The organism is Thioclava sp. GXIMD4216 (genome assembly GCF_037949285.1).
Lineage (GTDB): Bacteria > Pseudomonadota > Alphaproteobacteria > Rhodobacterales > Rhodobacteraceae > Thioclava > Thioclava litoralis.
Map to the genome: position 1 here is coordinate 23,061 of NZ_CP149930.1, position 21,981 is coordinate 45,041.

17 protein-coding genes and 2 pseudogenes are annotated in these 21,981 nt (G+C 56.6%); 8 read left to right on the forward strand and 11 right to left on the reverse strand.

The annotated features are described in order from the left end of the window. Nucleotide 1 precedes the first annotated feature (1 nt). The 5 genes from WDB88_RS17995 to WDB88_RS18015 all read right to left on the reverse strand — a co-directional run bounded on the left by WDB88_RS17995 (nucleotide 2) and on the right by WDB88_RS18015 (nucleotide 7,453). Nucleotides 2–1,987, reverse strand: a complete 1,986-nt coding sequence (locus WDB88_RS17995) for a hypothetical protein (protein WP_339110135.1) — start codon at nucleotides 1,985–1,987, stop codon at nucleotides 2–4. Beyond that, nucleotides 1,984–3,462, reverse strand: a complete 1,479-nt coding sequence (locus WDB88_RS18000) for a hypothetical protein (protein ID WP_339110136.1) — start codon at nucleotides 3,460–3,462, stop codon at nucleotides 1,984–1,986. The genes WDB88_RS17995 and WDB88_RS18000 overlap by 4 nt, the downstream gene beginning before the upstream one ends. Further along, entirely contained in the window at nucleotides 3,459–5,363 is a 1,905-nt protein-coding gene (locus tag WDB88_RS18005; protein ID WP_339110137.1) for a hypothetical protein, read from the reverse strand. Before WDB88_RS18005 ends, WDB88_RS18000 begins: the two co-directional genes overlap by 4 nt. A gap of 110 nt (nucleotides 5,364–5,473) precedes the next feature. Then, complete coding sequence (locus WDB88_RS18010; protein WP_339110138.1) at nucleotides 5,474–6,073, reverse strand: hypothetical protein; 600 nt, start codon at nucleotides 6,071–6,073, stop codon at nucleotides 5,474–5,476. Nucleotides 6,074–7,186: 1,113 nt separating this feature from the next. After that, entirely contained in the window at nucleotides 7,187–7,453 is a 267-nt protein-coding gene (locus tag WDB88_RS18015; RefSeq protein WP_339110139.1) for a hypothetical protein, read from the reverse strand. A gap of 914 nt (nucleotides 7,454–8,367) precedes the next feature. Between WDB88_RS18015 and WDB88_RS18020 the strand changes: the two genes are divergently transcribed. Next, a complete protein-coding gene (locus WDB88_RS18020; RefSeq protein ID WP_339110140.1) occupies nucleotides 8,368–9,612 on the forward strand; it encodes a nucleotidyltransferase in 1,245 nt (414 codons plus the stop codon). Nucleotides 9,613–10,101: 489 nt separating this feature from the next. Continuing rightward, nucleotides 10,102–11,238, forward strand: a complete 1,137-nt coding sequence (locus tag WDB88_RS18025; protein WP_339110141.1) for an SAVED domain-containing protein — start codon at nucleotides 10,102–10,104, stop codon at nucleotides 11,236–11,238. A gap of 327 nt (nucleotides 11,239–11,565) precedes the next feature. Here WDB88_RS18025 and WDB88_RS18030 read toward each other — a convergent pair whose 3' ends face one another. From WDB88_RS18030 to WDB88_RS18045, 4 genes and pseudogenes are all read right to left on the reverse strand, one after another. Further along, nucleotides 11,566–12,153, reverse strand: coding sequence for a hypothetical protein (locus WDB88_RS18030; RefSeq protein ID WP_339110142.1), 588 nt, complete (start codon nucleotides 12,151–12,153; stop codon nucleotides 11,566–11,568). Between the two features lie 146 nt (nucleotides 12,154–12,299). Further along, nucleotides 12,300–14,360: an AAA family ATPase gene (locus WDB88_RS18035; RefSeq protein WP_339110143.1), complete on the reverse strand. Its 2,061-nt coding sequence runs from the start codon at nucleotides 14,358–14,360 to the stop codon at nucleotides 12,300–12,302. A gap of 270 nt (nucleotides 14,361–14,630) precedes the next feature. Next, complete coding sequence (locus WDB88_RS18040; protein WP_339110144.1) at nucleotides 14,631–15,236, reverse strand: site-specific integrase; 606 nt, start codon at nucleotides 15,234–15,236, stop codon at nucleotides 14,631–14,633. A gap of 403 nt (nucleotides 15,237–15,639) precedes the next feature. Continuing rightward, nucleotides 15,640–15,972 (reverse strand): annotated as a pseudogene (locus WDB88_RS18045) (DDE-type integrase/transposase/recombinase); the annotation flags it as partial. Nucleotides 15,973–16,118: 146 nt separating this feature from the next. Between WDB88_RS18045 and WDB88_RS18050 the strand changes: the two are divergent. The 5 genes from WDB88_RS18050 to WDB88_RS18070 all read left to right on the forward strand — a co-directional run bounded on the left by WDB88_RS18050 (nucleotide 16,119) and on the right by WDB88_RS18070 (nucleotide 20,573). Further along, the gene (locus tag WDB88_RS18050) at nucleotides 16,119–17,021 is read left to right on the forward strand and encodes a DUF4123 domain-containing protein (protein ID WP_339110145.1); all 903 of its coding nucleotides are present in this window, start codon (nucleotides 16,119–16,121) and stop codon (nucleotides 17,019–17,021) included. Continuing rightward, nucleotides 17,021–17,791: a Tox-REase-5 domain-containing protein gene (locus WDB88_RS18055; protein ID WP_339110146.1), complete on the forward strand. Its 771-nt coding sequence runs from the start codon at nucleotides 17,021–17,023 to the stop codon at nucleotides 17,789–17,791. The genes WDB88_RS18050 and WDB88_RS18055 overlap by 1 nt, the downstream gene beginning before the upstream one ends. Nucleotides 17,792–17,793: 2 nt before the next feature. Continuing rightward, nucleotides 17,794–18,585 carry an Imm52 family immunity protein gene (locus WDB88_RS18060; protein WP_066012958.1) on the forward strand — a complete coding sequence of 264 codons (792 nt, stop codon included), beginning with the start codon at nucleotides 17,794–17,796 and terminating at the stop codon, nucleotides 18,583–18,585. 285 nt (nucleotides 18,586–18,870) lie between these two features. Then, on the forward strand, nucleotides 18,871–20,019 hold the full coding sequence (locus tag WDB88_RS18065) for a hypothetical protein (RefSeq protein WP_339110147.1): 1,149 nt from the start codon (nucleotides 18,871–18,873) through the stop codon (nucleotides 20,017–20,019). Then, nucleotides 20,016–20,573, forward strand: coding sequence for a hypothetical protein (locus WDB88_RS18070; protein WP_339110148.1), 558 nt, complete (start codon nucleotides 20,016–20,018; stop codon nucleotides 20,571–20,573). The genes WDB88_RS18065 and WDB88_RS18070 overlap by 4 nt, the downstream gene beginning before the upstream one ends. Nucleotides 20,574–20,792: 219 nt before the next feature. On the opposite strand, the gene WDB88_RS18075 is transcribed toward WDB88_RS18070, so the two are convergent. Beyond that, entirely contained in the window at nucleotides 20,793–20,948 is a 156-nt protein-coding gene (locus WDB88_RS18075) for a hypothetical protein (RefSeq protein WP_339110149.1), read from the reverse strand. Between the two features lie 287 nt (nucleotides 20,949–21,235). Between WDB88_RS18075 and WDB88_RS18080 the strand changes: the two genes are divergently transcribed. Next, nucleotides 21,236–21,661: a hypothetical protein gene (locus WDB88_RS18080; protein ID WP_339110150.1), complete on the forward strand. Its 426-nt coding sequence runs from the start codon at nucleotides 21,236–21,238 to the stop codon at nucleotides 21,659–21,661. Between the two features lie 74 nt (nucleotides 21,662–21,735). Here the strand turns inward: WDB88_RS18080 and WDB88_RS18085 are convergent. Further along, a pseudogene (locus WDB88_RS18085) lies at nucleotides 21,736–21,819 on the reverse strand (IS5/IS1182 family transposase); the annotation flags it as partial. Between the last annotated feature and the right edge of the window lie 162 nt (nucleotides 21,820–21,981).

Sequence of the window (21,981 nt, forward strand, 5' to 3'; positions counted from 1 at the left end):
TCTATCGAATTTTTCCGATTTTCGGCGGAAGCAGCCCAGAGGCCACCACCTGCGGCAGGTCATGGAGCCTGTCGAAGGCCGCGAGGTTCCGGGCAAGGGACTGGGCAAGATCAGCGCGGCCATAGGGAGGATTGTGAAGCGTCGATCGGAGCTTGCTGTGCAGATCCTGGGCCCAGGCTAGGGACACCCCCTCAGGAGCCGTTCCTGGATGCCACGCCAGGATTTTAGGGACGGGATTGTCCTTTGCACCGAGACCACTTGCCACGACCACTGTTTGGAGCTCCCGCCACGCAGGTGTCCATGGAAGGTCAAGGAACCCGCATAGGCTCTGCAGTTTGCCAGCATGGATTTTTTTTCGAGGTTCATGCTTGCCCAGATCGAGGTTCGACAAGTCCGTGCGCAGTAGATCTGTGAGAGTAATATCCGGGCGGCCAAGCGCATCAGCGACAACCCCGACCGTGACGCGGGTATTGCGCCGTGTAGGTGGTGCCGCGTTCATGCAGTCGAGGAGTTCATCAAGGTCGGCGGCGCAGCTTTCAGGAACGCCGCCGTGTGTCCGGCCCGTCCGAACATCCGGCAAAGAGTGGTGGAACATGGCATAGCGTGGATCGTCTTGACCCAAGGCGCGCAGATGGCGCACGGCATTTCTAAAACGGGCTTGCTCGGCAGTGGCTGTGTCCGCTTCTAGGGCTCTGAAAACCTCCTGAGTCAGATCTTCGGGTGCATGTCCTGCTGCCAGACAACGAGCCTTGAGTGGTGCGAGGGTGGCGCCTACCTTTGAGGCACTCCATCCTCGGGCGCGAAACGCCGCGTAGAGATCTTTCCAGCCATGGTGTGCCTGGGTAGCAGCCTTACAGGTCTGTGGCTCTTCAGGAGCAAGCGCGGCTTTGCGGCGTGGAATATAGCGAATTCCCAAGGGCTGTGGGGGCAGTGCTGTTTCCGGAAGGATGCCCCGCAATGCATCGAACTGCGTGCAGCCTTTACGGCACACGGCAGGCATCGAATTCTGTTTGTAGGACCGCATGATGTCGGTCACGTCCTCGGCTGTGATCCGTGATGGCGCGATCCCCTTGGCTGCCGCAGGTTTCCCGATAGCCCAAATTTCGCTAGTCTTGCAGCCGGCGGCGCGGGCGGCTGTTCGGAGGTCGGCCCAAGCCTGTTCGACAGCGTTCAGGTGTGGATTGGGTCCGCCAAGGTCTCGCAGTAGTTGCATCACGTATATCCGAAGAACACCTTTGGTGATGGAAGGCAGGTCTAGACTTTCAGGATTTGGCAGGTTTGGAAGGTTATTTCGGAGGTCCTCCAAAGTATCGGTCTCTCCGTTAAGTCGTCCTGCCGCTAGGCACAGCCGGTTAAGGTAATCTAGCGCATTTACGCTTTTCCGAGCGGTAAGCGTAGCCCGCCACTCGCGCAAGTCGGGAGCCATTGTCACGAGACTGAAGTGATTGTGTGACTTCGGTAATCTGGCGGGCTTTTCAATCGGAAGCAGGCCAGTTCGCAGTGCCAGATCATTGTCGAATAGTCTTAAGAATGAAGCGAACCCTGCGCGGAACCTCTGTTTTTCTAACATGGTAAGGGCGCCAAAACATTCGCGGACCAATGCCCCGGACACCTCGCACGGTAATGTCCCTGCTGGCAGATGATTTCGAAAATCATAAAGCGTTGTGCTTCTTTTCTTGGATCCCAGAATTTCTGCGCGGCCAAGGGAGACCCATGGATCCCCATCCACGTCGCCCGGGTCAGAAAGCAATTGTGCATCAAGGATGGCCTTGCGCCACGCTTGATACTGTGGCTGGCCCATTGCAATCTTAGGTTTATTGTGCAGGGGATAGGACTGTGCAAACTGCGGAGCCGAGTAATCGAGCATCTTAACCGGGATCCCTTCGAAGGCGGCCAGCTGTTCGATCGCGACGAGCGTCGCGAAGGCCTGATCTCCGGAAAGAAGTTGTTCCGCCTCGAGGGCCGCATGGATATCGCAAAGCTTCATGAAGCTGTCCTGTTGTTGGTATTTAGGTTTGAAATGGCAATGAGAAGCTCTGTCGGCATTAGCGTCTCACGCCGCGTTGCTGTTGCCTCTTGGACGCGCTCCACGGCCACCTGCCGTACACGCCGCGCCTGATATTTCTTGACCGTTTGCGGCGATGTCTGATGTGCGATGACCATCGCATCACGCGTGCCTTGTTCGCCGCGGCTGATTGCCTGATCGCTGTGCAGCATCGTGCGGGTCGTGGTGAAGGAATTTCCGGTCTGTTCCTTGAACACACGCGGAATGTATGTTGGGCTCGGCTGAGAGCCGTCAGCGTGCATGATCAGTGGGCGACCTGAGGCGCAAACCTGCTTGCGCAGCGCGGGCAGGTACCTGAAGTCGAAATCGCCTTGCACCACGGCATCAACGTAACGGCCGAACGTCGGCTCCAGCGGTACCACGAGGGGGTCGGGCGACCGGTGCCGCGTCTTGCGGATCTGTGTGTTGATGATCCATGCCCCGCCTTGCCAGATCAGGGTCTCGCCAAGGATGAGAGCCGCATCGGCGTTGCGCAGCGGGACGATACTGTAGAGACCGAGGATCGCGGCGGCGTTGCGCAGCCGGTGCCGGGTTGCCGGAGCTTTCGCGCGGGCCGCCTGGGTGAGCAGGGCATCGGCACGGTCCAACAGCGTGAGGGTCGTGTTGCCGGTCTCGAGGAGGGCGGCGAACTTGAGCGCGTCCTGGCCTTTTTCAAGTAATTCGTATCGGCCGAGGCGCTTGCGCAGGTAGCTGAGGTCGGTGTCGGAAATGTCCCCGACGTAGCGCGCAAACCGGTGTAGCTCTTCGACGGTGGCGCGGAGCGTGGCCCAGCGGATGCCATGCTCCCGGGCGCGCAGGCGCGCCTCCAGAGCCTCTAGGTATGTCCGGAGGACAGGCTCGGTGAGGCCGATCTCCAACCAAGATTCTCGGGCCGCCCAGGCCAGTTGGCAGAGCTTTTCCCGCATCCGCAGAAGGATGTGGCGGGCAGGCGCAGCGGCCTTTTCCCCCGGCAGCCCCTGCGCGGCACGCCGCAGAGCAGCTTGCCACGGCTCCGGGAGGTCCCAGGGATGAACTGACACGCGCCGTGCTCGCGGAGATGGAACACGGGCGCAGGGGTCCCAGACGGAGCCCGTCACCTTTTGGCGCGACGGTGCCGAGCAGTCTGCAGGGGAAGTCGGGCGGAGAAGCCGCCGCGCCGCTGCAATATTTTCGAGTTCGGAGGGCAGGATTACCTCCGCGGCAACGGTCAGCGTCTCGAGCCATGCGCATGGCTCCATGCCGGAACGCTGGGCCCAGGCGGCATAATCCGAGGGGGCCGGCGCGATCGTCGCGGTTGCCTTGATCTCCTCGAATAGTCGGTCAGCGGCGAGAAGGGCAGGGACGGGCAGATCGTGCAAGCCTTCGATATGCAGAAAGTGCTGCCATACGGGGCTTGCGAAAATCCGGTCGCGTGTCATGTAAGTCGTCCTTCCCGTGCTTTCACAATTTCGGCGCGGCGCCGGGCAGTGTCCTGCTGCACGGCCTGGACCGAGCGCTTCGCGTCGATCCAGGAGTAGAAGCGTTGGATCGTTGCGACGGTGTCGCCCATGATCCTCGCCAGATCCTCCATCGATCTCCGGCCCTCGTTAATGTCGATCGAACAGTAGCCATGACGGAAGTTGTGGGAACTCAGCGGCAGCCCGATCTCGGCAGAGCCTTCTGCCAGCCAAACGTCAAATGTGGCGGTGAGGAAACCGCTTTCGGTGGTATGGGCACGCTCGATAGGCGGGAACAGGCAGTGCGTTCGTGACGCCTCCGGGAACAGCGGGCGGATCTGCTCCAGGTAGAAGGAGAGGATCTCGGGGCCCAGATCTCCTGCACCCCGCTTCCGGATGGTGATCGCCTCGAGCTCTTCGCTGCGCTCACTCAACCGTTTGCCGTTTTTCAATTCTTCGTTCGGGAATTTGATGACCGCATGCGGATCTCTTTCGGACAAATGGAGCCGGAGCGTCTTGCGCGGTCCGCTATGACGAAGTGAAAGGGTATTCTGACGTCGATACGGAGCGCCCTCAAGTGCGATGGCAGCGTAAGCCGCGAGCAGGCCGAACATGCGGGCCCGGCGCAGGAGGTGCTTGGCCTCGCTGCGTGCGTTGTCGGAAAGCATGCCCATATGCGCGGGATCCGCGAGGAAGGTCAGGTCAAAGCCCTTGGTCTTTGCGGTCGAGAGGGTCTCGAGGGCACGTCTGTAATATTCGACATGCTGGATCTGGAAGAGGATCTTCTTTTTGGGGTCGTTCAGAAGCGCTTCGCAGAATCTGCGGGTCTTCCGGCCCATCCGCCGGCCGGCGGCCCGGCCTTCCTGCAGCCGGGTCATCACCCGCGTCAGCCCGTGCAGGTACTCGGCGGCGTCTGCGGCACCGTTTCGTGCCAACAGACTGGCAAGGTCGATCACATACTGGAAGTTCGTGCGCGCCGCGTGGGTCTGCTCACTCGTCCACTTGCCTAGCACGGAATCGATCCGGTCTTGGGTGAAGAGCTCTTCCAGGTCGGGACCCTTGGGGATGCTCATGCCGGATGTGAGCAGTGTTTCGACGTAGAGGCAGAGCGCAGCGCGATACCGGTAGCGGGCGCTGTCGGACAGGGGCTCGGAGAGATGCTCGTAGCGCTCGTCCTCGACCTGGGTGCGGGCGGCGCGATCGACCCAGGCCAGAATGGCGGACTGCAGGTGCAGCGGCAACGTCGCGAGGCGCCCTGTTTTTTTCGGGGCAGGGGTCACCGGACCCGGTGGCAGCAGGTCGCGCAAGCGGGAAAATTTTTGCAGGCTGTCGAGCGTCTTGAGGCTCTTGCGCAGGGTCTTCCGGCTGTGGGCATCGCGGCCTGCCAACAGCTCGGCGACGGTGTCCGGGGTCAGGTCGGGCGGCGCCATTTGGCGCTCGCGGCAGACATCAATCAGGGCCGGCAGCGAGGCGCGCTGGATCGGCAGCACAAGCCCGTTGCGCACCAGTATGTCGACGCGTGCGAGCAATGCCGTCCAGGCGTCTTCCCGACTGCGGCGCTCGGCCTTCTCCGTGGTCGCACCGGTGACGGCCGCGATGAGCCGCCGCGCCGCCCGCCACGACTGTTGGTAGGTATTTTCGGAAATGCCCGCCGCATGGATCTGCCTCTTTAGCGCCGGCATCTTGCCGGAGAGCTTCGGCACCTTCCTGTCGAAGAGTTCGAGGTCGGCCGGGAAGCTGTCGAAGTCCGGTCCCTCAAAGCCGTGGAGCGCCAGGGCGATGCGGGCCTTGCGGGGGTCCTGCCGTTGCGCCGGCGTGCCGTGCGCCTCGATGTGGGCGATGGCGGTCTGCAGCGTGAGCAGGGTCGGGATCTGGTGCATCATGGTAGGCGCCTCGGGGCAGGAACTGGCGTTACAGGGAGAAAACGGCATTGGCGGGGGAGCGGTAACGAAAGGTCGTGATCTTGCAGACCCCGCAAGACGGGGACTGCTTGTTACAGCTGGACTTGACGGGAGCTCCCGGCGCTATCGGCACAAATCGCCGCGAAAACGTTACCGGCACGCTCTTGGGCGGGCGTGTCCCGGTGCTGCTGGAGCGGCAATCCCGGCGCGAGAAAGGGAATGGGATCCCCGCGCAGATAGGCCTCAACCTGCACCGGCAGCCAACGTCGGCCCCGCGCGGGGGCCTGGTCCGGACCCGTGGCGGTCAGCTCGACAGGGGCAGGAAGCGGGCTTCGGTTTTCGCAGATACCGGCGCTGAGGGCCGAGGTGCTCAACCCGGTGATCTGCGACACCCAGCTGGCCTTCTGCAGGGGCATCAGCAGCAGCGCCAGGTCTTCCTGGCTCGCCGCGGTAACGCCGATGATTTTTCGCAGAACGTCATGGATCGCGAAGCGATGGTTTTTCGCATGTCCGGTAAGCTCGCGGATCCCGAAGCGCGCCGCGAGTTGGGGAACCGCATTCTTGCCGACTTGGGCCCAGGCGGCCAGCTCGGCAGTCGTCATGACGGCAGGAAAGCGGAGGGTGACAGGAGAGAGCCGATGGGCGTAGGTGTAGAGGGGCCGATCGGCCACGAAGTGCTGATGATGCTGCATGACAGGTCCGGGGTCAGTGTTGAAAAACACGACCTGCGGACTTCTGGTCTCAGAGAAGCCGTACGGTTTGGAAAACAAGCACGGTGAGCTCAGCCAATCAGCATGTCGCGGGGCCGCTCAGAACTGCGACCCAAAGCTCGGATCCTTGAGGTGGCGTAAGGCCGGCTCGATCCGCTTGTTCATGCTTCAGTAGTTGACCATTCAGGCACTCCCGCTCTCCCGGCGGGACCCTAGATGCAGCTAAGCACCGTGTCTTCGATAGGTTAGCTTTTCGCAGTTCTGCTGTCTAGAGAAACGCGCTGATGAGGGCAATTTCCGTGCGAGCCTCCTCACCAAGTGCGCACCTGCGCTATGCTCGATTGAAAACGCCTAAAATTTTCTAGGTATTTCAACGGTGTAACGCTGTTACAGCGGTGATACGCATCATGATACACTCGTAAGTCACTGATATAACTTATCTTATTAGGTATAAGTAACAGTGTAACGATTAATAATATAAGTATATGTATGAGAGAGTGTTAGGTACATGTTTACGCGTATAGTTATACGTTTTGAGCGTTACGCCTGTTACGGCGTTACATTTAACTAAGTAACTGTTGTTATTTGGTAATTTTGTTACGCCTCTTCCGACGGTCCAGGCGGTAGGTGTTACCGTTGCCTTGCAAGATCGCGGAAGCGCTGAAGCCTTAACAGGTTCAGGCGCTTACTGGCCCCTGCGAATAGTTCATGCCGAGACCGTCCCAGTATGGTCATCCCGGCACTGCTGGGACGTGGCGAAGCAATTGCGCATGATAAGAGTGGAGGCGCGAGACATGCCTCAGGGCATCGCCCAACTGTCCTGAGTGTAGTGTAGCTCTGGGCGATCACCAGATGCAGCGCATGATGGAACCTTCGGACTAACTGCGCGTAGTATCATCGTACGGTCTTGGTGAGACGCAGTGAAGTTATTGACTGGATAACGAACTGCGGGTATCAACATGACCATAGGGTTTCGCGATCGACTGTGAGATTCCCCCCGCTGCCGTGAGGCAGTCCAACCGCAAGGGTAGATAGGCGCAAGCCGAAGAGGTTGTCGAGATAGCCAAGGGGTCCTGATGGGCCCCTTAGGTGTTTCTAGGGCCTGCGATACTTGACCGTCTTGTTCTCACGAGCCTTCCCGATGATCGCGGGCAAGCTGGTCTTCGAGCCGTCCTCTTGTTGCTCCTTGGGGTAAGCACTTTCGACGAACAGCCGGAACTTGTGGCGAATTCCATCGAACCTGCCGGCACCCGTCTTGAGAGTGAAGTAGGCGGTATAGAAGTGCCCGTTCAGGTCGCGCAGCGTGGCGTTGTAGCAGCCATAGTTTCGATCTGTGGGGGTTACGTAGATTTTGTTCAGCATCAGCTGCCCCATGAGTTGAGGGAGCTGAAATGATGTCTGATGTCTTATCGGATCGTAACAACGGGCACGTTGATGGTCCCAGATGGTCAGACCTCGCCACTCTTCCTGCGCTTCGTTTGCCTTGCAGGTCCAGCAGTGTGAGGAGTAGCTGATGAGAACCTTGACCACCGTCCCATCACCTAGGTCGTAGCTCTCGACGTGCGGCTTAAGGTGTGTAACCTCGACATGTTCATCCGAGAGCTGATGCCCTGTGAAGGGAGCGCCGGACGTATGATGGAATGCTCCGTTATTATGGAGCTTGAAATGAAACTCTGGCACAGTTGCATCCAGTTGGCGCAGTATTGGGGCTGGTCGCTGTGGGCGCAGCGTCCAAGATTGGCATAAATCGAACCGATCTCTCAGCACCTCATATAACGACCCAATGGGACAAGGGCCACAGAGGCAAGCAGATATTCTCGAGGGAGAACTCTTCATATCAATAAAGCGATCTTCTAAACTTAAGTCTTGTGCTCCGGATCGCTAAGGGGATCACACCAGTCGTCCACCTCAGGAACAATTCGCGCTTGGCGAATAATGCCGCAGCCTCGTCCCAAATAATTTAGCACGACAACGCGATGAGTAACGTATTCATGCAGGATCAAAACGTACGGCTTTACGGCTTAGTGAATAAAGCCTCGGGAGATCCGTGAACTATGGCGCAGAGGTAAAACCCGATTTCAGTTGGACAAAAAGCACCATGACCTCACCCCGAAAAGTGCAGCGAGGCCTTGCGTATGTCTATCAAACACCTTGACAAAATACAAAAGGGGAACGATAGGCTCATGTGGTATTGATTTAAATGCAAATACACCATATATAGTTACCCTAACCGATTGAGGGGGGCAATCGGCAACTGGGTAATAGAGGAGTTGTCCATGCCCCTTGATCACACGTCCCCTGGGCTTGACGCCCTTCTGATTGCGACCGTTCTTCAGATGGAGCTAAGCCCCCGCGACAACAGGGTGGCTGAGAAGCGCTACAAGCTGATCCCATCACACATTGAGCGTGAAGGAAGTCCTTTGCGCCTCTATGTCGATAATGCTTTGGTCTACGCACAGGGCTCCAGAGCGATTGGAACCACGATCGTTCATGGTGCGGATGAGGATCGTTTCGACTTGGACGCCATTCTCGAGTTCAATACGCCGTTCGGCTGGTCACCGCGCCGGGTGTTGGATGCACTCTTCGAGGCCTTTCAAGGGTTTCCAGACGTGCAAAAGATCGAACGCTGCACGCGGTGTATTCAACTTCGCTTCGCGTTCATGCACCTCGATGTGACGCCTATGGATCCTGCGCTGAAGCCGAGGGCAGAACGGGTCGGTGACATCTATCACAGCCCTGATGAGGGGCACGACGAACGCCACAAGGTAAACCCTTATGGATTTGCAGAATGGTTCAAAGGGCAAATTTCTCTTCCCAGCCAGATGTTCCGGGCCCAAGTCCACAGCCTGCGCAAGCAGCTTGAGATCAAGGATCGGCTGCGGCCCGGCATCATCGTCGCCGATGCCGATATTGACGACCTGCCAGAGACGGTCGACCCAATTCAAGATTCACCACAGGTACTCGCGCTGAAGTTGATGAAGCGTTATCTGAACCTCAGGTATGCCAATAGGAACGAGAAACGCCCCATCTCGGTCTATCTGTCAAAAGTTGCCGCACAAATCCCCCCGAACGCATTCGGGATTTGCGCCCAGCTTGAAGACCTTGGATCTGAACTCGATCGACGGATGAAGTACGCTCTCGATACTGGCCGTCGTCCGGAAGAGCGCAATCCAGCGCTTCTACAAGAGAACTTCAACGATCGCTGGCCTCAGAATACGTACCAGATGGAAATGTTCCGCGGGGACCTGAGATACCTCTCGACCGAACTCCAACGGGCGCGGACGTCTGATGTGGCACAGATTCAGAAGATCTTCGATGGATTGTTTGGGGAACGGATCAGTGGCAACGCCGTCAGGACATACATGGACAGCTTGTCGAATACTCCGCAGAAAAGCACGTTTGAATTGGGGAAGGGCTTTGTAGCAGCACCATCGCTCCTTTTATCTGGCGCTGCACGCGCTGCAGCAACCTCCAAGGCGCCCGCCCACAATTTCCATGTAGGTGAGCTGCGGAAGAAATGAAGCGGAGCAAGCCCAGATCAGCGGAATCCCAGGTTCAGCGGATGGAGCATAGATGGCCATCCCTAGAGATGCGCGTGTATCGCCCGCTGACCCTAAATGCGACGCCCTCGATCCAATGGATAGGGCAGATCAGGGGCTTTCAGCGAGAGTATCGGATACTTGCCCAATGGAGTTGGCTGGAAACCGCTGCGGTACCGTATGTCTTCTTGCTCGAACCAGCTTTAAAGCCGCGGAACGGCGAGGATTATATCGACATCCCCCATCTGATCTTGGACAGCGAGGTCCCAGAGAACTCCGCGCTTTGCCTGTTCGACCCTGATGAGGGTCAATGGGACAATACCATGTGGATTTCGGACACGATCATCCCTTGGGCATCAGAATGGCTTCACCATTATGAGTTCTGGCATGTCGACGGCATCTGGCGAGGAGCCAATGCACCGGGCCCAATCAACATACGTGAAATGCGTCGACTTGCCGAAGGAGGCCAAGATGACCAGAGGAGCTAGCCCAAAGACCAAAACCCGCATGCTCGTCTGGGGCCGTGCCGCTGGTCACTGTCAATACCCGGGCTGTTCTAAACGCCTTGATGAAGACTTGATTTCCGGCGACCTACGAAAGAACAATGCCTATCTTGCCCACATAATAGCTTCCGATCCTGGTGGAGAGCGCGGCGACCCAATTCTGTCTCATGAACTCTCGGACGACCCTGACAACATCATGCTGATGTGTGATCCACACCACCGTGAGATCGATGACCCGAAGAAGAGGGATCGATATAGCGTCAGCGTCTTGCGGCAGATGAAGCACCAGCACGAAGACAAGGTCGCGCATTTGTTCTTAAATCCTTTAATTAAACCTGCCCATGTAGTGCGGTTCGCGGCTTCCATCGGAGAGAATGAAACCAGCGTCCCGCTGGCTGACTGCATTGAGGCCATGAGGAATGAGTTCTATCTGGCAGACCGCCGCCCGATCGACATCCAGATGCGTGACATTGCGACCAAGGACAGTGACCCTGATTACTATCCGACAGCGCTCAAGATTCTGCGTTCGAAATATGATCGCGAAATCCGAGGAAGATTTGAGGAGGGAGAACTCCAGCATCTGGCGATCTTTGGCTTTGCGCCGATGCCCATCTTGATGGAGCTGGGTCGGCTTCTATCTGACCTCTCGGCTGTCTCCCTATACGGCAAACACCGCGAACCGAAACCTGGCTGGGCCTGGCCGAACGATCGACCGCCTCTCGGTTTCTCAATGTTCAGGGGAAGAACGGGATCGAAAAAGGTCGCACTGAAGTTGTCAGTTTCAGCAGAAATCGTCAACGAGCGCGTGATAGCCGCATATGGTGACGACGACGTTTCCATTTGGGAAGTTCGCAGTAATCGGCTCGGCACTTCGGAGCTGCGCAGCCAGAACGACTTGTCAGAGTTTCGCAAAGTCGTCGGAAAAACCTTTGACGCTATCAAAGATCAACACGGGATGGATGTCGAGCTATCCGTATTCCCGGCTGTGCCAACGGCCTGCGCCATCGAGTTCGGCCGGACATGGCAGCCGAAGGCGCACCCGGGCTTTCGAATCTTCGATCAGGTGAAAGAGCAAGGTTTCATCGAACGGCACTCGATTACCTGAGACTGCTTCGTCAAACATTGTAAGCACATCGGAGCCTCAAATCCAATCAAGAGCACCTTGAGCATAGTGAGAATTCGGACAAAACATACCAAAAGATGTTTGAGCTGGAAGGCCGGCCTCGCAGCTGGTCTTCCAGCTGCGGCCTCATCCAATGGCAACAACTTTCATAGGTCTAGCCGTTGTGTTCAGGGCGTGCCCCAAAGGCTATATTTTTGACCGCGATCGCGGTAGCCAAGACTGTTTGCACGACCATTTGTAGATCCTGCGCCTGCACTGTTTCCGATGTTATCCTTCGCATCCTAGCAAAGGACAATTCCGTCCGTCCTCTTATGCGGCTTGATTTATGCTCCCGTGAAGTATGTCATTGACTGCAATAGAAGGCACCTTGAACTTCTTTACCTCGAAACATCCTGGTCTTGGCACAGCAAAATTTGGCTGAAACAAGTTTGCAATAACATGTTCATATGCACTCCATTTTTCAGAAAACTCCATGCCCCGGACGGACGCGAGCATCTTGCGACTGGGGAGTTTGCAATGACGCGCAGCCACGCCGACATCTTTAAAGATAGTTGTCATGGCATTGATGCCAAGTGAGACGTCGTGCCGCTGGCTCGGCGGCCAGACCAGGTGCTGCGATGCCCAGGCAGACAAGGGCAGGGTTTTCGCATGCTGTCTGTTGCCGAGTAGCAAGGGCAATTGATGACCTAGGATCATCGTGTGAGCAACGGATATGCAACTCGCTTCCACTTGGTTCAGAAGAATTTTTCTCTCTTCTAGACTGAAGGCATGGTGCATTTTGCTCATTGGCAGAAAATACACGGCGCCCCAGATGCGGCGTTCATTCTGGCTCTCTGGCACCCGACGCAGCAGGTTCCAGCTCTTTCCGATGTAGAGATTGCCATTCATCAGGAGCACGTAGATTCCTGGTGCCTCGGGCAGATGCGGAAGGTGAGAATTCGACAGGATGCGGTAGAGATGGGAAAAGAGGGCGCCGGAAGCGCCCTGAGAAGAGTATGACACGTGAGGTATTCCGAAGTTTCTTGAAAGGAGAAAGGCAGGGATCAGGCTTTGAGGGTCAGTTCGCTGAGCCAGGGCCGCAGCTCTGCGGCATTCATCTCGCGCCGGACAAGCAGCTCCTCAGCAAGGCGTTCGAGCAGATCCCGGTGCGGTTGCAGGAGCTCACCCGCTCTCTGTTCGAAGCCCCAAAGCTTGACGCGCACGCGACCCCAATACTTTTCGGGTATCCGGGTCGTGTCAGGTTCTCCGAGCCAGGCGGGGCCATGAATTCCAAGTCCCGTTTGTCGATCGAAGAACATCTGCAGGTGCGTGGCGCGCTCGAGATCGCTTCCCGGACCGCCACCGCTGCCAGCACTGACATTTCCAAGGACAAGGCGCTCCGCGGCACGGCCGCTCATATGCATCATCATTTCACGCTCGAACTCTGCCAGCGTTCCCTCCCGGAGTGCAGACTGTCGTATCGTCCGTCCGTCTTCCTGTCCGATCACCACGCGCTCGACGGCGGCGGCGCCGAGCAGCCGCGCCGCGACCAGGGTGTGCCCGGCCTCGTGCAGGGCAATGCGGCGCTCGAGGGCCGGCTGGTCCAGTCGCCCGCCGCCCAGCTGTACCGCGAGCAAGTCGGCGTCGAAGGGGGCCCCGTCGCGGCGCGCCTTGGCCCTCGCCGCGCGAAGCGTCGCGTCGATCTCGGCCGGTGTCTGCCCAGCACAGAGCCGCGCTAGGGGCGTCACATCCGCGGCACCGGGAAACACCTGCCGGAGCATGTGGGCAATCTGCGCAAGCGGCGGCCTCGTGAGCTCCACGATCTGGTCGAAGCGGCCAGGCCGGACGATCGCAGGATCGAGCGTGTCTACGGCATTGCAGGCCCCAACCAAAACGGTGCCGTCGAGTGCAAGGAACTTATCGATTTCCCTCAGTAACGTGTTGATCACCTGCCTTCGATAATTGCTGTTACGCTCACTGTCCTTGGCATCCCGGGCACCAAATGAATCGATCTCGTCGAGAAAAACAATGCAGGGACGGCGCGATGCCGCGTCCGAGAATGTCTTGAGCATGGCCCCAAGCATATCACCGAGATGACCGCGTGATTGCCATTCGCCAGCGCTGGCAATGACAATTTCCACATCCGCCGACCGTGCGATGGCTTGCGCCAACACGGTCTTACCAGTTCCTGGCTCGCCATAAAACAGCAAGGACCGCGGGATCTCCGACCAGCGTGCCCCACCCGTTTTGCATGCCTGAATATCCACAGCGAGGTCTCCCGCCATGCGATGCGCATGAGACGACCCTCCGATTTCTTCAAGGGTGAGGCCATCCTGACGCACGGAATGATCAGGCTGGACCATCTTTTGCAGCGCTTGGGCCGCCGCGACGGCCGTCGGCGCTCGCAAGGCCATGAGAATGGATGGGGGGGCGATTTGGGCCAGAGCGGCGTCATCCGGCAGCAGGCGCAGGACAGCTTCGCGGTCCTCTGCGCTGGAAACGTTGTAGAGCTCGCAGATCAGGACGAGCATGATGATGCGATTAATGGGTGCGAGGCGTTCCGCATATGGCAGGATGCGCTGGAGAGGTTCAGACAGCTCCAGTCCGTTGGGTAGTAAGATCAAAATGGGGGCCGACAAGGGCAGCGCTTCGCTGATGCGATTTTCAAAGGCGGCCTGCTGCGCCTTGGAAACTTCCCCGGTGTTCTGGGTGTCGGGCTTGCAGAGCTGGAGGACCGGCCCACTCGGACGGTGCGGGCTGCGCGTGTAAACCTGCACGTCTGGAGGCAGCACGCCGTGTTTCAGAAGATAGTCGATGAGGGACAGTTCGCGCGGCTTGATGCCGGCCCACATACTCACGCCTCCAGAACGCAGAAGCCGCTCCTGCAACTTTTCCCCGGGTCCGAAGCTGGCGGCCATACGGATGAGCATGAGGAGGCGGCCGGCGTGCGTGGTTATGATGGTGCGTTCCGTCCGAGAAGACCGCGTGCCGCCGCTGTCGCCATCCCAGACCTCGATCGGGGCAACGTCTTCGCTGTCGACGCTTTCACTCAGGCATCTGCTCCAGGTGACGAAACCTGGCAGCCAATCTGGCGGATAACTGCTGGTAGTATGGGTATTGGTCATATTGCACTCCTTGCTTGAAGCGCGCCTTAGATGACCCCTCATAATTATGCAACCAATTGATATATTTGGTTTTTTCGCAAATTCTGTGAACTTGTTTTTTTCACAAATCCAAGATTCTGGGGTGGGGAGAGGCGTATTGATCGGCTGTTATGCGGCAATCCTCTTGATTTCATTGGGGCAGCAGTGCGGGCGGTGCAAATCGGTCGTACGATATAAAGCACAGGAAAAAGGATTTTCGCATTCTGGCACAGCGCCGATGGCATGCGTCACCTACCGCCACATCCTGGCGGCGATGTTCTGTTCTTCCTTGCCGACGGCATCCGCGTAGATTGATGTCGTCGAGAGCTGCGCATGGCCGAGCCAGCGCTGCAGCATGTGCAGCGGCACGCCCTGAACGGTCGCATGCACGCCGAAGCCGTGCCTGAGCCCCTTCGGACTACGATGCGGGGCATCGGGAACGCCCGCCTCGATCATGACGCGCTTCACGATCTGCCAGACCCGCACCCGGCCGAGGTTCCAGATCGGCTGCGCTGCCTTCTTCCGCGAGCGCTGCGCCTCGCGGATGCCATGCGCGGTGTTGAGCGTGTCGAGGAATTCCGTCGGGACGGGCACGGAGCGGAAGATCACCTTCTGCCGCCCTTGGGCGTCCTTTCTCTTCTTCAATGAGCGGATCGCGATACTGCCACCGGAAAGATCGACCCGGGCCGGGGTGATCTCGAGGAGCTCGGACGGCCGACAGCCGGTCCAGTGCAGCATCTCGCAAAGCGTGCGGTCACGGGCGGGCTGACGCCGGGCGGCGGCGAGATAGGCCGCCCGCTCTTCGGCGTTTAGATAAAGCCGGTTCCCAGCGGTGTCATGGAGACGCATTTCACTCATGTGAAACAGAATGCCCGAATACTGTTAAGCCGGAAAGCCCAGAAAGCTTCCTGCCCCGCGGATCCGGCCTTGGTGGAGGACTACGAATTTAACACTATTAGTAATAGTGTTAAATTGATGCGGAACTCGGGGACGACGCACATACTGACGTCAGACGAGGCAAACCGCGAATGACCTTGATGCCTATCCTTACCCATGCGCTCGAGCGCGACGTCGACCTTCTTCTGGTGGAGAAATTGGCCTGAAATCCAGAATTCGTCCTGATGACCAAGCGGGATTTTGCGTTGTGTCGACCGGTGCGGTCCCACAGTCCGACAGGCGCGGCGTTCGGAAATGCCAAGTTCCTGCCGAGGCTTTGTCAGGTTGTTGACGCTCAGACTCAGCTTGGCGTGAACATTGCCACTTAGGCGGCCAATTCTGCTGCATAGCCAGCCCATAAGTCAAAAGCATCGTTTCTCGCGTGGCGGTACGCTTTGGCGGACAGGCGGTGGCGTTTTGGGTGGGACAGACAGGTAATCTGGTCATGAGCGAACAGGAATCGTTACGCTTGCCTTGGGGATTTGAAGCGCCCCATCATCTTTTCTCGCCGTCGGGTGTGTCGGTGCGATGCTTCGCTCCTGTTGTTTAGACCTTTATGCTGGCGATGCTCCAGGCCGAGCACAATCTCCACTTTAGCGGCTCCATAAGAGCGAAGCTTGTCCGTCACCATAACGGGGCTACTTTCCACTTTAAGAACTGCACAAGAAAAAGCAGCGCTAGCAGCCCCTACACAAAAGAAGGGTTTCCGGAGGCGGCTTTTCGGTTAAAACTGAGCCAACAATTTAAGTTCTTCGAAATTAATCTGATGCGGCCGCCATACGGTAACAACGCCTAAGTGAACAAATGCAGCTTCAGCCCGAAATTATGGATCTCACACCAAGAGATACGAGTGCTCTTTTGGACCTTCTGTTCCAAGACGGGCGCGAGGTCTTTGTCATGTTGGACGGCGCTTTGCTCCCAGACTTACCGGAGAGACTGCAGTCGCACCCTCATGAAGCATGCTGCCTGATCCCATCATCAGAAGAAGAAACTGCAAACGCACTGCCATGGATCGCGCGCATAGAGCGTCACGACGCTCTACTGCGGGATCTTCTCTCTGACAAAATGCCATCTGGAATGTGGTCCATAGACCCAGGGCTGTTTTTTCTATCGACAAAAAGCCTGTTGGAGCTGACACGCCATTTAAGAAAATTCCACAGACCCCGCGTTGCAGAACGCAAGTCTGCGCTTTTCCTGCGGTATTGGGAGCCCGGGTTACTTGGGCAACTACTGAAAGCTGGCATCCCACATATACAAGCACTCATCTCACCAGACATTTCGGTGGTCAGCCGGGTCGGGTCGGATGTGTACAAGTTTACCGCCATGGAAGAGGCGTGGGATCGACCCGGACAGCTGACTACAGAGCACGTTCGGCAAATCGGCCAAATGCTTACAATGCGCCGTCGGAGTGCCTTGTCAGACAAGATCATCGAGACCTTTCCAGATCATGTCTCTCACCTCAAACGCGCGGCTGTCGAACGCGAGGTTCAGGATGCATGGATGAGTGCAAACGACTTTGGGCTACGTAACGGACAGATACGTGCAAAATTCATCATCACGGCTGTCGCACTGGCTCCAGGTTTTCACAGACACGAAATTATAGAGACTATGTTTCGTCAATCTCCTGACCCGGATCAGACCTTCAGAGATTACGACACCGTCATTAAGCGTCGCTTCACCGCCATGGCAAAAGAGGAGCGCGATTAATGGTTCTGCCTGCTGTCGTCTGGGGAGGAATCTGGGTTGCTGGCGCGATTGGCGCGCGCTTGGCTGCACGGCAAGTCATTCGCACGGTCGTCCGCCGCGCCGCACAGATGGCCGCGAGCAGGGCAGCACAAGCGGCCTATCGCGCGGCCGTTACAGCGGGCACACTTTCACCGGAAGACTATACCGACATCGATAACCAGTTTGCAGACGATCAAGCGAAGGCAGACGCGCTCGCTAAAGAGATGGAAGCCACTTGTGCAGCAGACCCTGCTAAATGCGAAGCATGTGAGGCCAATCGAGGACACCCCCTTGCGCGAAACTGGAACATGTCAGCCCGCGCAAGACAGTATCAGCAATTCATCACCGGTTTTCCGCGCGGAGTAGAATACAACTATAATGGCGTCTATTTCGACGGTTTCTGGCAACCGATCTGTACGCTGGTCGAGGCCAAAGACAATTATGCTTTCATGTTAGTTGTGCAGACCGATGATGGCGGATTTTTCAGCGATGCTTCCATCACGTCCGTAGATTGGCGTTTCAAACGAGCAGCAGGTGATCCCGCCGCAAAAATACAGTTGGTTGGCGAGGCTAGGCGGCAAGACGGAGCTGCACGCCCGCGTCCGCCCATTCAGCTACAATGGCACTGCGCCCAAATATCTCTGGTCATTATTCTCACCAAAGAATTCCAGTCTGCAGGAGTGCCGATTGTGCCTATCTACACACCAAATCCGAACCATGCAGACCCACATAGTGGCTATATTCAGGAGTAACCATGTACAGAATTGCGGGTTTTACACCCGGTGTTCGGGCCGCCAGCGACATTGATGCAATCCGCGAAGAGTTCGACCGCATCATACGGCTTGCAAATCATGTACGCTCCTTACATCCGTTGTTCGGGCGGTTCGGCGTAATGGACACAGAGATCAGCGCACGCGGGCAAGCGCTCATGGATAAAATGAGCCTTCAGGATGATCAAAGTGCTGAAGATATTGCCGAACTTGACCGCTTGTCCGCCGCTCCGAATACGACATTTCTTTTCGATGCGCCCGAGAATTTCCTCAAATCCATGATTACAGCGCATCAACGCAAAACAGTAGATGACCCTGACGCACCCATATCATTATCCGTGCGCACGGATGGCACCTATGAGGGCGAGATTGAACGCGTGGTGTACTGCAACGGTCGAGATTTCGGCAGTATCACGCTCCAAATGCCCATGCACGATAACACAGACTTCTGGTATCAGAACTGGACGGTCATGCGTGATATCATGTTCGGGGTCATGGATATCTGGAAAGTCGACTGGATCGTCGCCCAACCGACCATGTATGTCGGGTTACAGAAAAACCTCTTCCACGATCGCCGGTCATTTGGGTGGATGGGCTGGACACCGCAAGACCTGTCCCGTGGGGCAAACTCTGCTCTGGCCAGAATGGAGCCTCACAAAAGCGGTACGTTCATGCTTCTTCAGGAGCGGATGATGACCATGAAAGCGCCGGATATCGACGCCTGCAACAAGGCAGAGGCCTATCTTTTGGATCGCGGGGCCTTGGCGCTCCTGTAGCCCCCCGTTTCCCGCCTGCGTTGCGCTGGGGAGTGGAATGGATGTTATGGAATGCAGGAGAGACGGGAAGGGAGTCGCGCGGAACGGGTGCGCCACACATCCGGTACAAACGATAGCAATACGGACTGAGCCGCCGGACGCCGCAAAGCGTTAACATGTGCTGCCGTTTCGAAAAGTCTTTCCAAAATGATACAGGGCTTCCGTTCGCTATGCGTAACATTTGATATGGCATTGAACCAATTTGATCTCTAAACGTGCTGGAAACTCATTATCGGAGAACGTTTTTTGACCCGTTTCCGCGTTGATTTGAACACAAAGATTATTCCGAATGATGCGCGTGTCTTTCTAGCAAGAGCTGGAAAGCAAGGGCACATGTTTCAGCAAGTGTTAGAACATCGAGCAATTGGCCCCGACCTGCCGATGCTTGACCTTGACTTACGGAATGGTCTCGACGGTGATCCAAATGTCGAAGCAAAGATAAAGCGGGCACGCGCGTTCAGCAGCTGGCTACGAAAGTCCGGCGAGGCGCAAGGGGATAGGCCCTCGCAAAGCGTCAATGACTACCACGACGCCAATAAACGATCAGGTCATGCTCAGATTGACGGCATCGTCCGTTCCTATTTTCATGAATTGAATGCGGGCGATGTTTTAGTAATCCCTAATCCATCCTACTTCGGGGACGCGATCATTGCAGAGTTGCTTCCCATCGGCAGCGCTGTAGTCAAAATTCCAGGTACGCGCCGTTTCACAGGGTTCGAGTTCGACGGTCGCCGCTTCGGCCACTTCAAAATGGTGAAGATGGCTGACCTCCCTAGATCGGTGATCGAGCTGGCAAAGGCTCCGACAGGCCTTGCTGAAATCAGCAACTCCGTTGTAAAGCGCCGCATTTTTGAACTCGGCTACGACGACTTCGTTCTTGACGATAAGTTTGTATCACGGATTTTCACAACCAAACGCGACTTCACGCCTTTTGATGGGAACGTTCTCAACGCGCTCGTCACAATGGTCGCGGAAAACGTAGATCGCCTTGAAACAGACGGTAGGGAGGCAGAACTCCTTGGCCTAGTACAAGCGGCGTTCGAACAGCTTGAACATGACGATCTTCAAGTGAAGATCGACATTAATTCTCCGGGCTTTTTGGCTGTATTCGACCGGTCAGTTGTGCCTTTGGTAATAGGTTCAACGCTAGCAATATTGGCGTCAGTGGGTTTCGATGCAACAGCATTCGCTCAAGATACAGTGGTCGAGGTAAGCAACAGCGGATCGGCAGAAGTAGCCGATGTATGCAGTCAGGAAGTCAGTCGACTCACTGAAAATATGCTAACGTTGCTGTCAACTGCAGAGGAAGATTTTCAGCGGACCTGTAACCTTCTGCGCGAAGCGCACGATAACACTGGCGCGCGGACGAATGTAACTGTCGAGGTTGAAAGATGATCAAGGTTCCGAGCACTCGGAAGGAATGGAGCGCCCTCGGTCAAAAGGCCGCGTGGGGCTTCGTACGCTTCCAAGTTCTTGGGATAATTGTCGGCGCGGCCGTAACCATTATCGTCCAACTCCTTACAGGCTTCTGGGAGTTTCGGTCTAGCCATGAAGAGATGCTGCATAAGCAATGGAGCGCGGTCGTTGCAGCCCAAGAACAGTTTGAAGTGAAATTGCAGCAAATCGACATGGTGTTTGATGGTCAACCGTTGCCGACTGCAGGGCGCGAATATGCAACTGCGGCACAGACATATATTCGTTCCATGGAGGCACTCAGTCGATCATTACCAGACACCTCGACGGCAATTGCAGATTATATCGACACGATCGCTACGCTGCGCAAATACTACGACGTGACATCCCCCCCAGTTCCGAATACGGAAGAGTGGATGATCTTCTATGGCAAGTATCGGCAAGATTATAACCGATATATGGCAGCCAGAGAGCAGTACTTAAACGTGCTAGCCGCTGATCTGGGAGACTACGTTCGATACACTATCAACTCTTAGCCCCTCCTGCTTCACTAAATATGTAGCTCTGAGATGGTCACCGTTTCCCATACAGGTTGTCGCCGGAGCAGCGATATGCAGTAGAACAGGCTTAAAGCATTAGAGCCTTCAACGGGTATTATGGAACGGAAGACAAAAAGGGCGGCCCTTAGGATCGCCCTTCTTCACTGGAGATGCACATCTCCCGACGTGCAGCGTGTGGACCTCGAACGGTCGGGATCAGTCCCGACCTTGGCCCAGATAGGGAACCGGCAGCGGTGCAACCTCGTTGCGGGCATCGCCCGAGAGGATGAAGGCTGCATTCTGCGCGCTGTCGTTGCGCAGAGCGCTGTCAGCAGTGACCAGCTCGGCCAGAGTATATTCGGTGGGGTTCACACCAAGTTGGGCGGCAAGCTGGGCTTTACCGGCAGAGACGGTGCTTGCGGCCTCGGTGGCGCGGTTGTCGTGGTTGAGGAAGTAGGCAACCGTGTTGCTATCACGCTAGGAAGGTTCTGGTTCGCGGGTCGATCAAAGTTTTGCGCTACCTCACACGTAGCTCAAAACAAAAGTCGCTTGTTTAAAAAACACGATTGACCGATTTTATCGTTAGATGGCAGGCCGCTTGGGGAATGTAAGAAACAAAAGAACAATATAAACATTCGTTCGACTTCGGAGAAATTAAAATGAAATTTGTTTTCAGTGCATTTTGCGCCTTGATATTGCTTGGTGCCTGCACGACGGACGTAGGAAGCTCAGACCAGCTGGCTCTGCCTTACAGTCCTCAGACCTACGCTGCGCCAGGCTATGCTGGAACCTATGCGCCCGCCGTAGCTACTCCGACAAGCGCACCAATTGCCCTTACGTCGCAGGCCTATCCATCCGCAACGCCCATCGCGCTGCGCAGCATTACCGCCGATCGCTATCTCGGATGGAGCCTTTGGGATACCGAAGGTGGCTTCGAAAAGCAAATCGCGCGAAAGGCAAAACGAGCCTGTGACAACCGCCCCTATCGCGAATTCCAGCGCATTCCCGGCCAGCGATTCCGTAGCTATGGCACTGGCACCGTCTCAATTTACCAGAAATATACGATTACCTTACAGTGTCTCTAACTCACTTTGATAAATGGTGAAGCCAAGTCCTGAAGCGGCCAATGAAGATGAAAACGAAGAATGCCGTCGGGGGCATAACGGGTTGCTAGGCGACAGTTGCTTTTTGCCTTGTTAAAGCAGCGTTCAACCATGTTGCGCAGCGTGTATAAACTGATGTCGCACGCTGCTCCGCCATCGCATCGCGCTTACCCCGCATCATCTCCGGATAGTCTATGTCGATAAAATTAGACGTCCCGCGTGAAAAGCTCTTTTCGCGCAAGCGAGTCCCTACTAGGGGTCACCCACTCTTAAAGCTAACGGCGATCATCCCATCCCATGGC

Bases quoted from the DNA above. Each gene is read 5' to 3' on its own strand.
- WDB88_RS17995 (WP_339110135.1), bottom strand. From the start codon at position 1,987: ATGAAGCTTTGCGATATCCATGCGGCCCTCGAGGCGGAACAACTTCTT.
- WDB88_RS18000 (WP_339110136.1), bottom strand. From the start codon at position 3,462: ATGACACGCGACCGGATTTTCGCAAGCCCCGTATGGCAGCACTTTCTG.
- WDB88_RS18005 (WP_339110137.1), bottom strand. From the start codon at position 5,363: ATGATGCACCAGATCCCGACCCTGCTCACGCTGCAGACCGCCATCGCC.
- WDB88_RS18010 (WP_339110138.1), bottom strand. From the start codon at position 6,073: ATGCAGCATCATCAGCACTTCGTGGCCGATCGGCCCCTCTACACCTAC.
- WDB88_RS18015 (WP_339110139.1), bottom strand. From the start codon at position 7,453: ATGCTGAACAAAATCTACGTAACCCCCACAGATCGAAACTATGGCTGC.
- WDB88_RS18020 (WP_339110140.1), top strand. From the start codon at position 8,368: ATGCCCCTTGATCACACGTCCCCTGGGCTTGACGCCCTTCTGATTGCG.
- WDB88_RS18025 (WP_339110141.1), top strand. From the start codon at position 10,102: ATGACCAGAGGAGCTAGCCCAAAGACCAAAACCCGCATGCTCGTCTGG.
- WDB88_RS18035 (WP_339110143.1), bottom strand. From the start codon at position 14,360: ATGACCAATACCCATACTACCAGCAGTTATCCGCCAGATTGGCTGCCA.
- WDB88_RS18040 (WP_339110144.1), bottom strand. From the start codon at position 15,236: ATGAGTGAAATGCGTCTCCATGACACCGCTGGGAACCGGCTTTATCTA.
- WDB88_RS18050 (WP_339110145.1), top strand. From the start codon at position 16,119: ATGCAGCTTCAGCCCGAAATTATGGATCTCACACCAAGAGATACGAGT.
- WDB88_RS18055 (WP_339110146.1), top strand. From the start codon at position 17,021: ATGGTTCTGCCTGCTGTCGTCTGGGGAGGAATCTGGGTTGCTGGCGCG.
- WDB88_RS18060 (WP_066012958.1), top strand. From the start codon at position 17,794: ATGTACAGAATTGCGGGTTTTACACCCGGTGTTCGGGCCGCCAGCGAC.
- WDB88_RS18070 (WP_339110148.1), top strand. From the start codon at position 20,016: ATGATCAAGGTTCCGAGCACTCGGAAGGAATGGAGCGCCCTCGGTCAA.
- WDB88_RS18080 (WP_339110150.1), top strand. From the start codon at position 21,236: ATGAAATTTGTTTTCAGTGCATTTTGCGCCTTGATATTGCTTGGTGCC.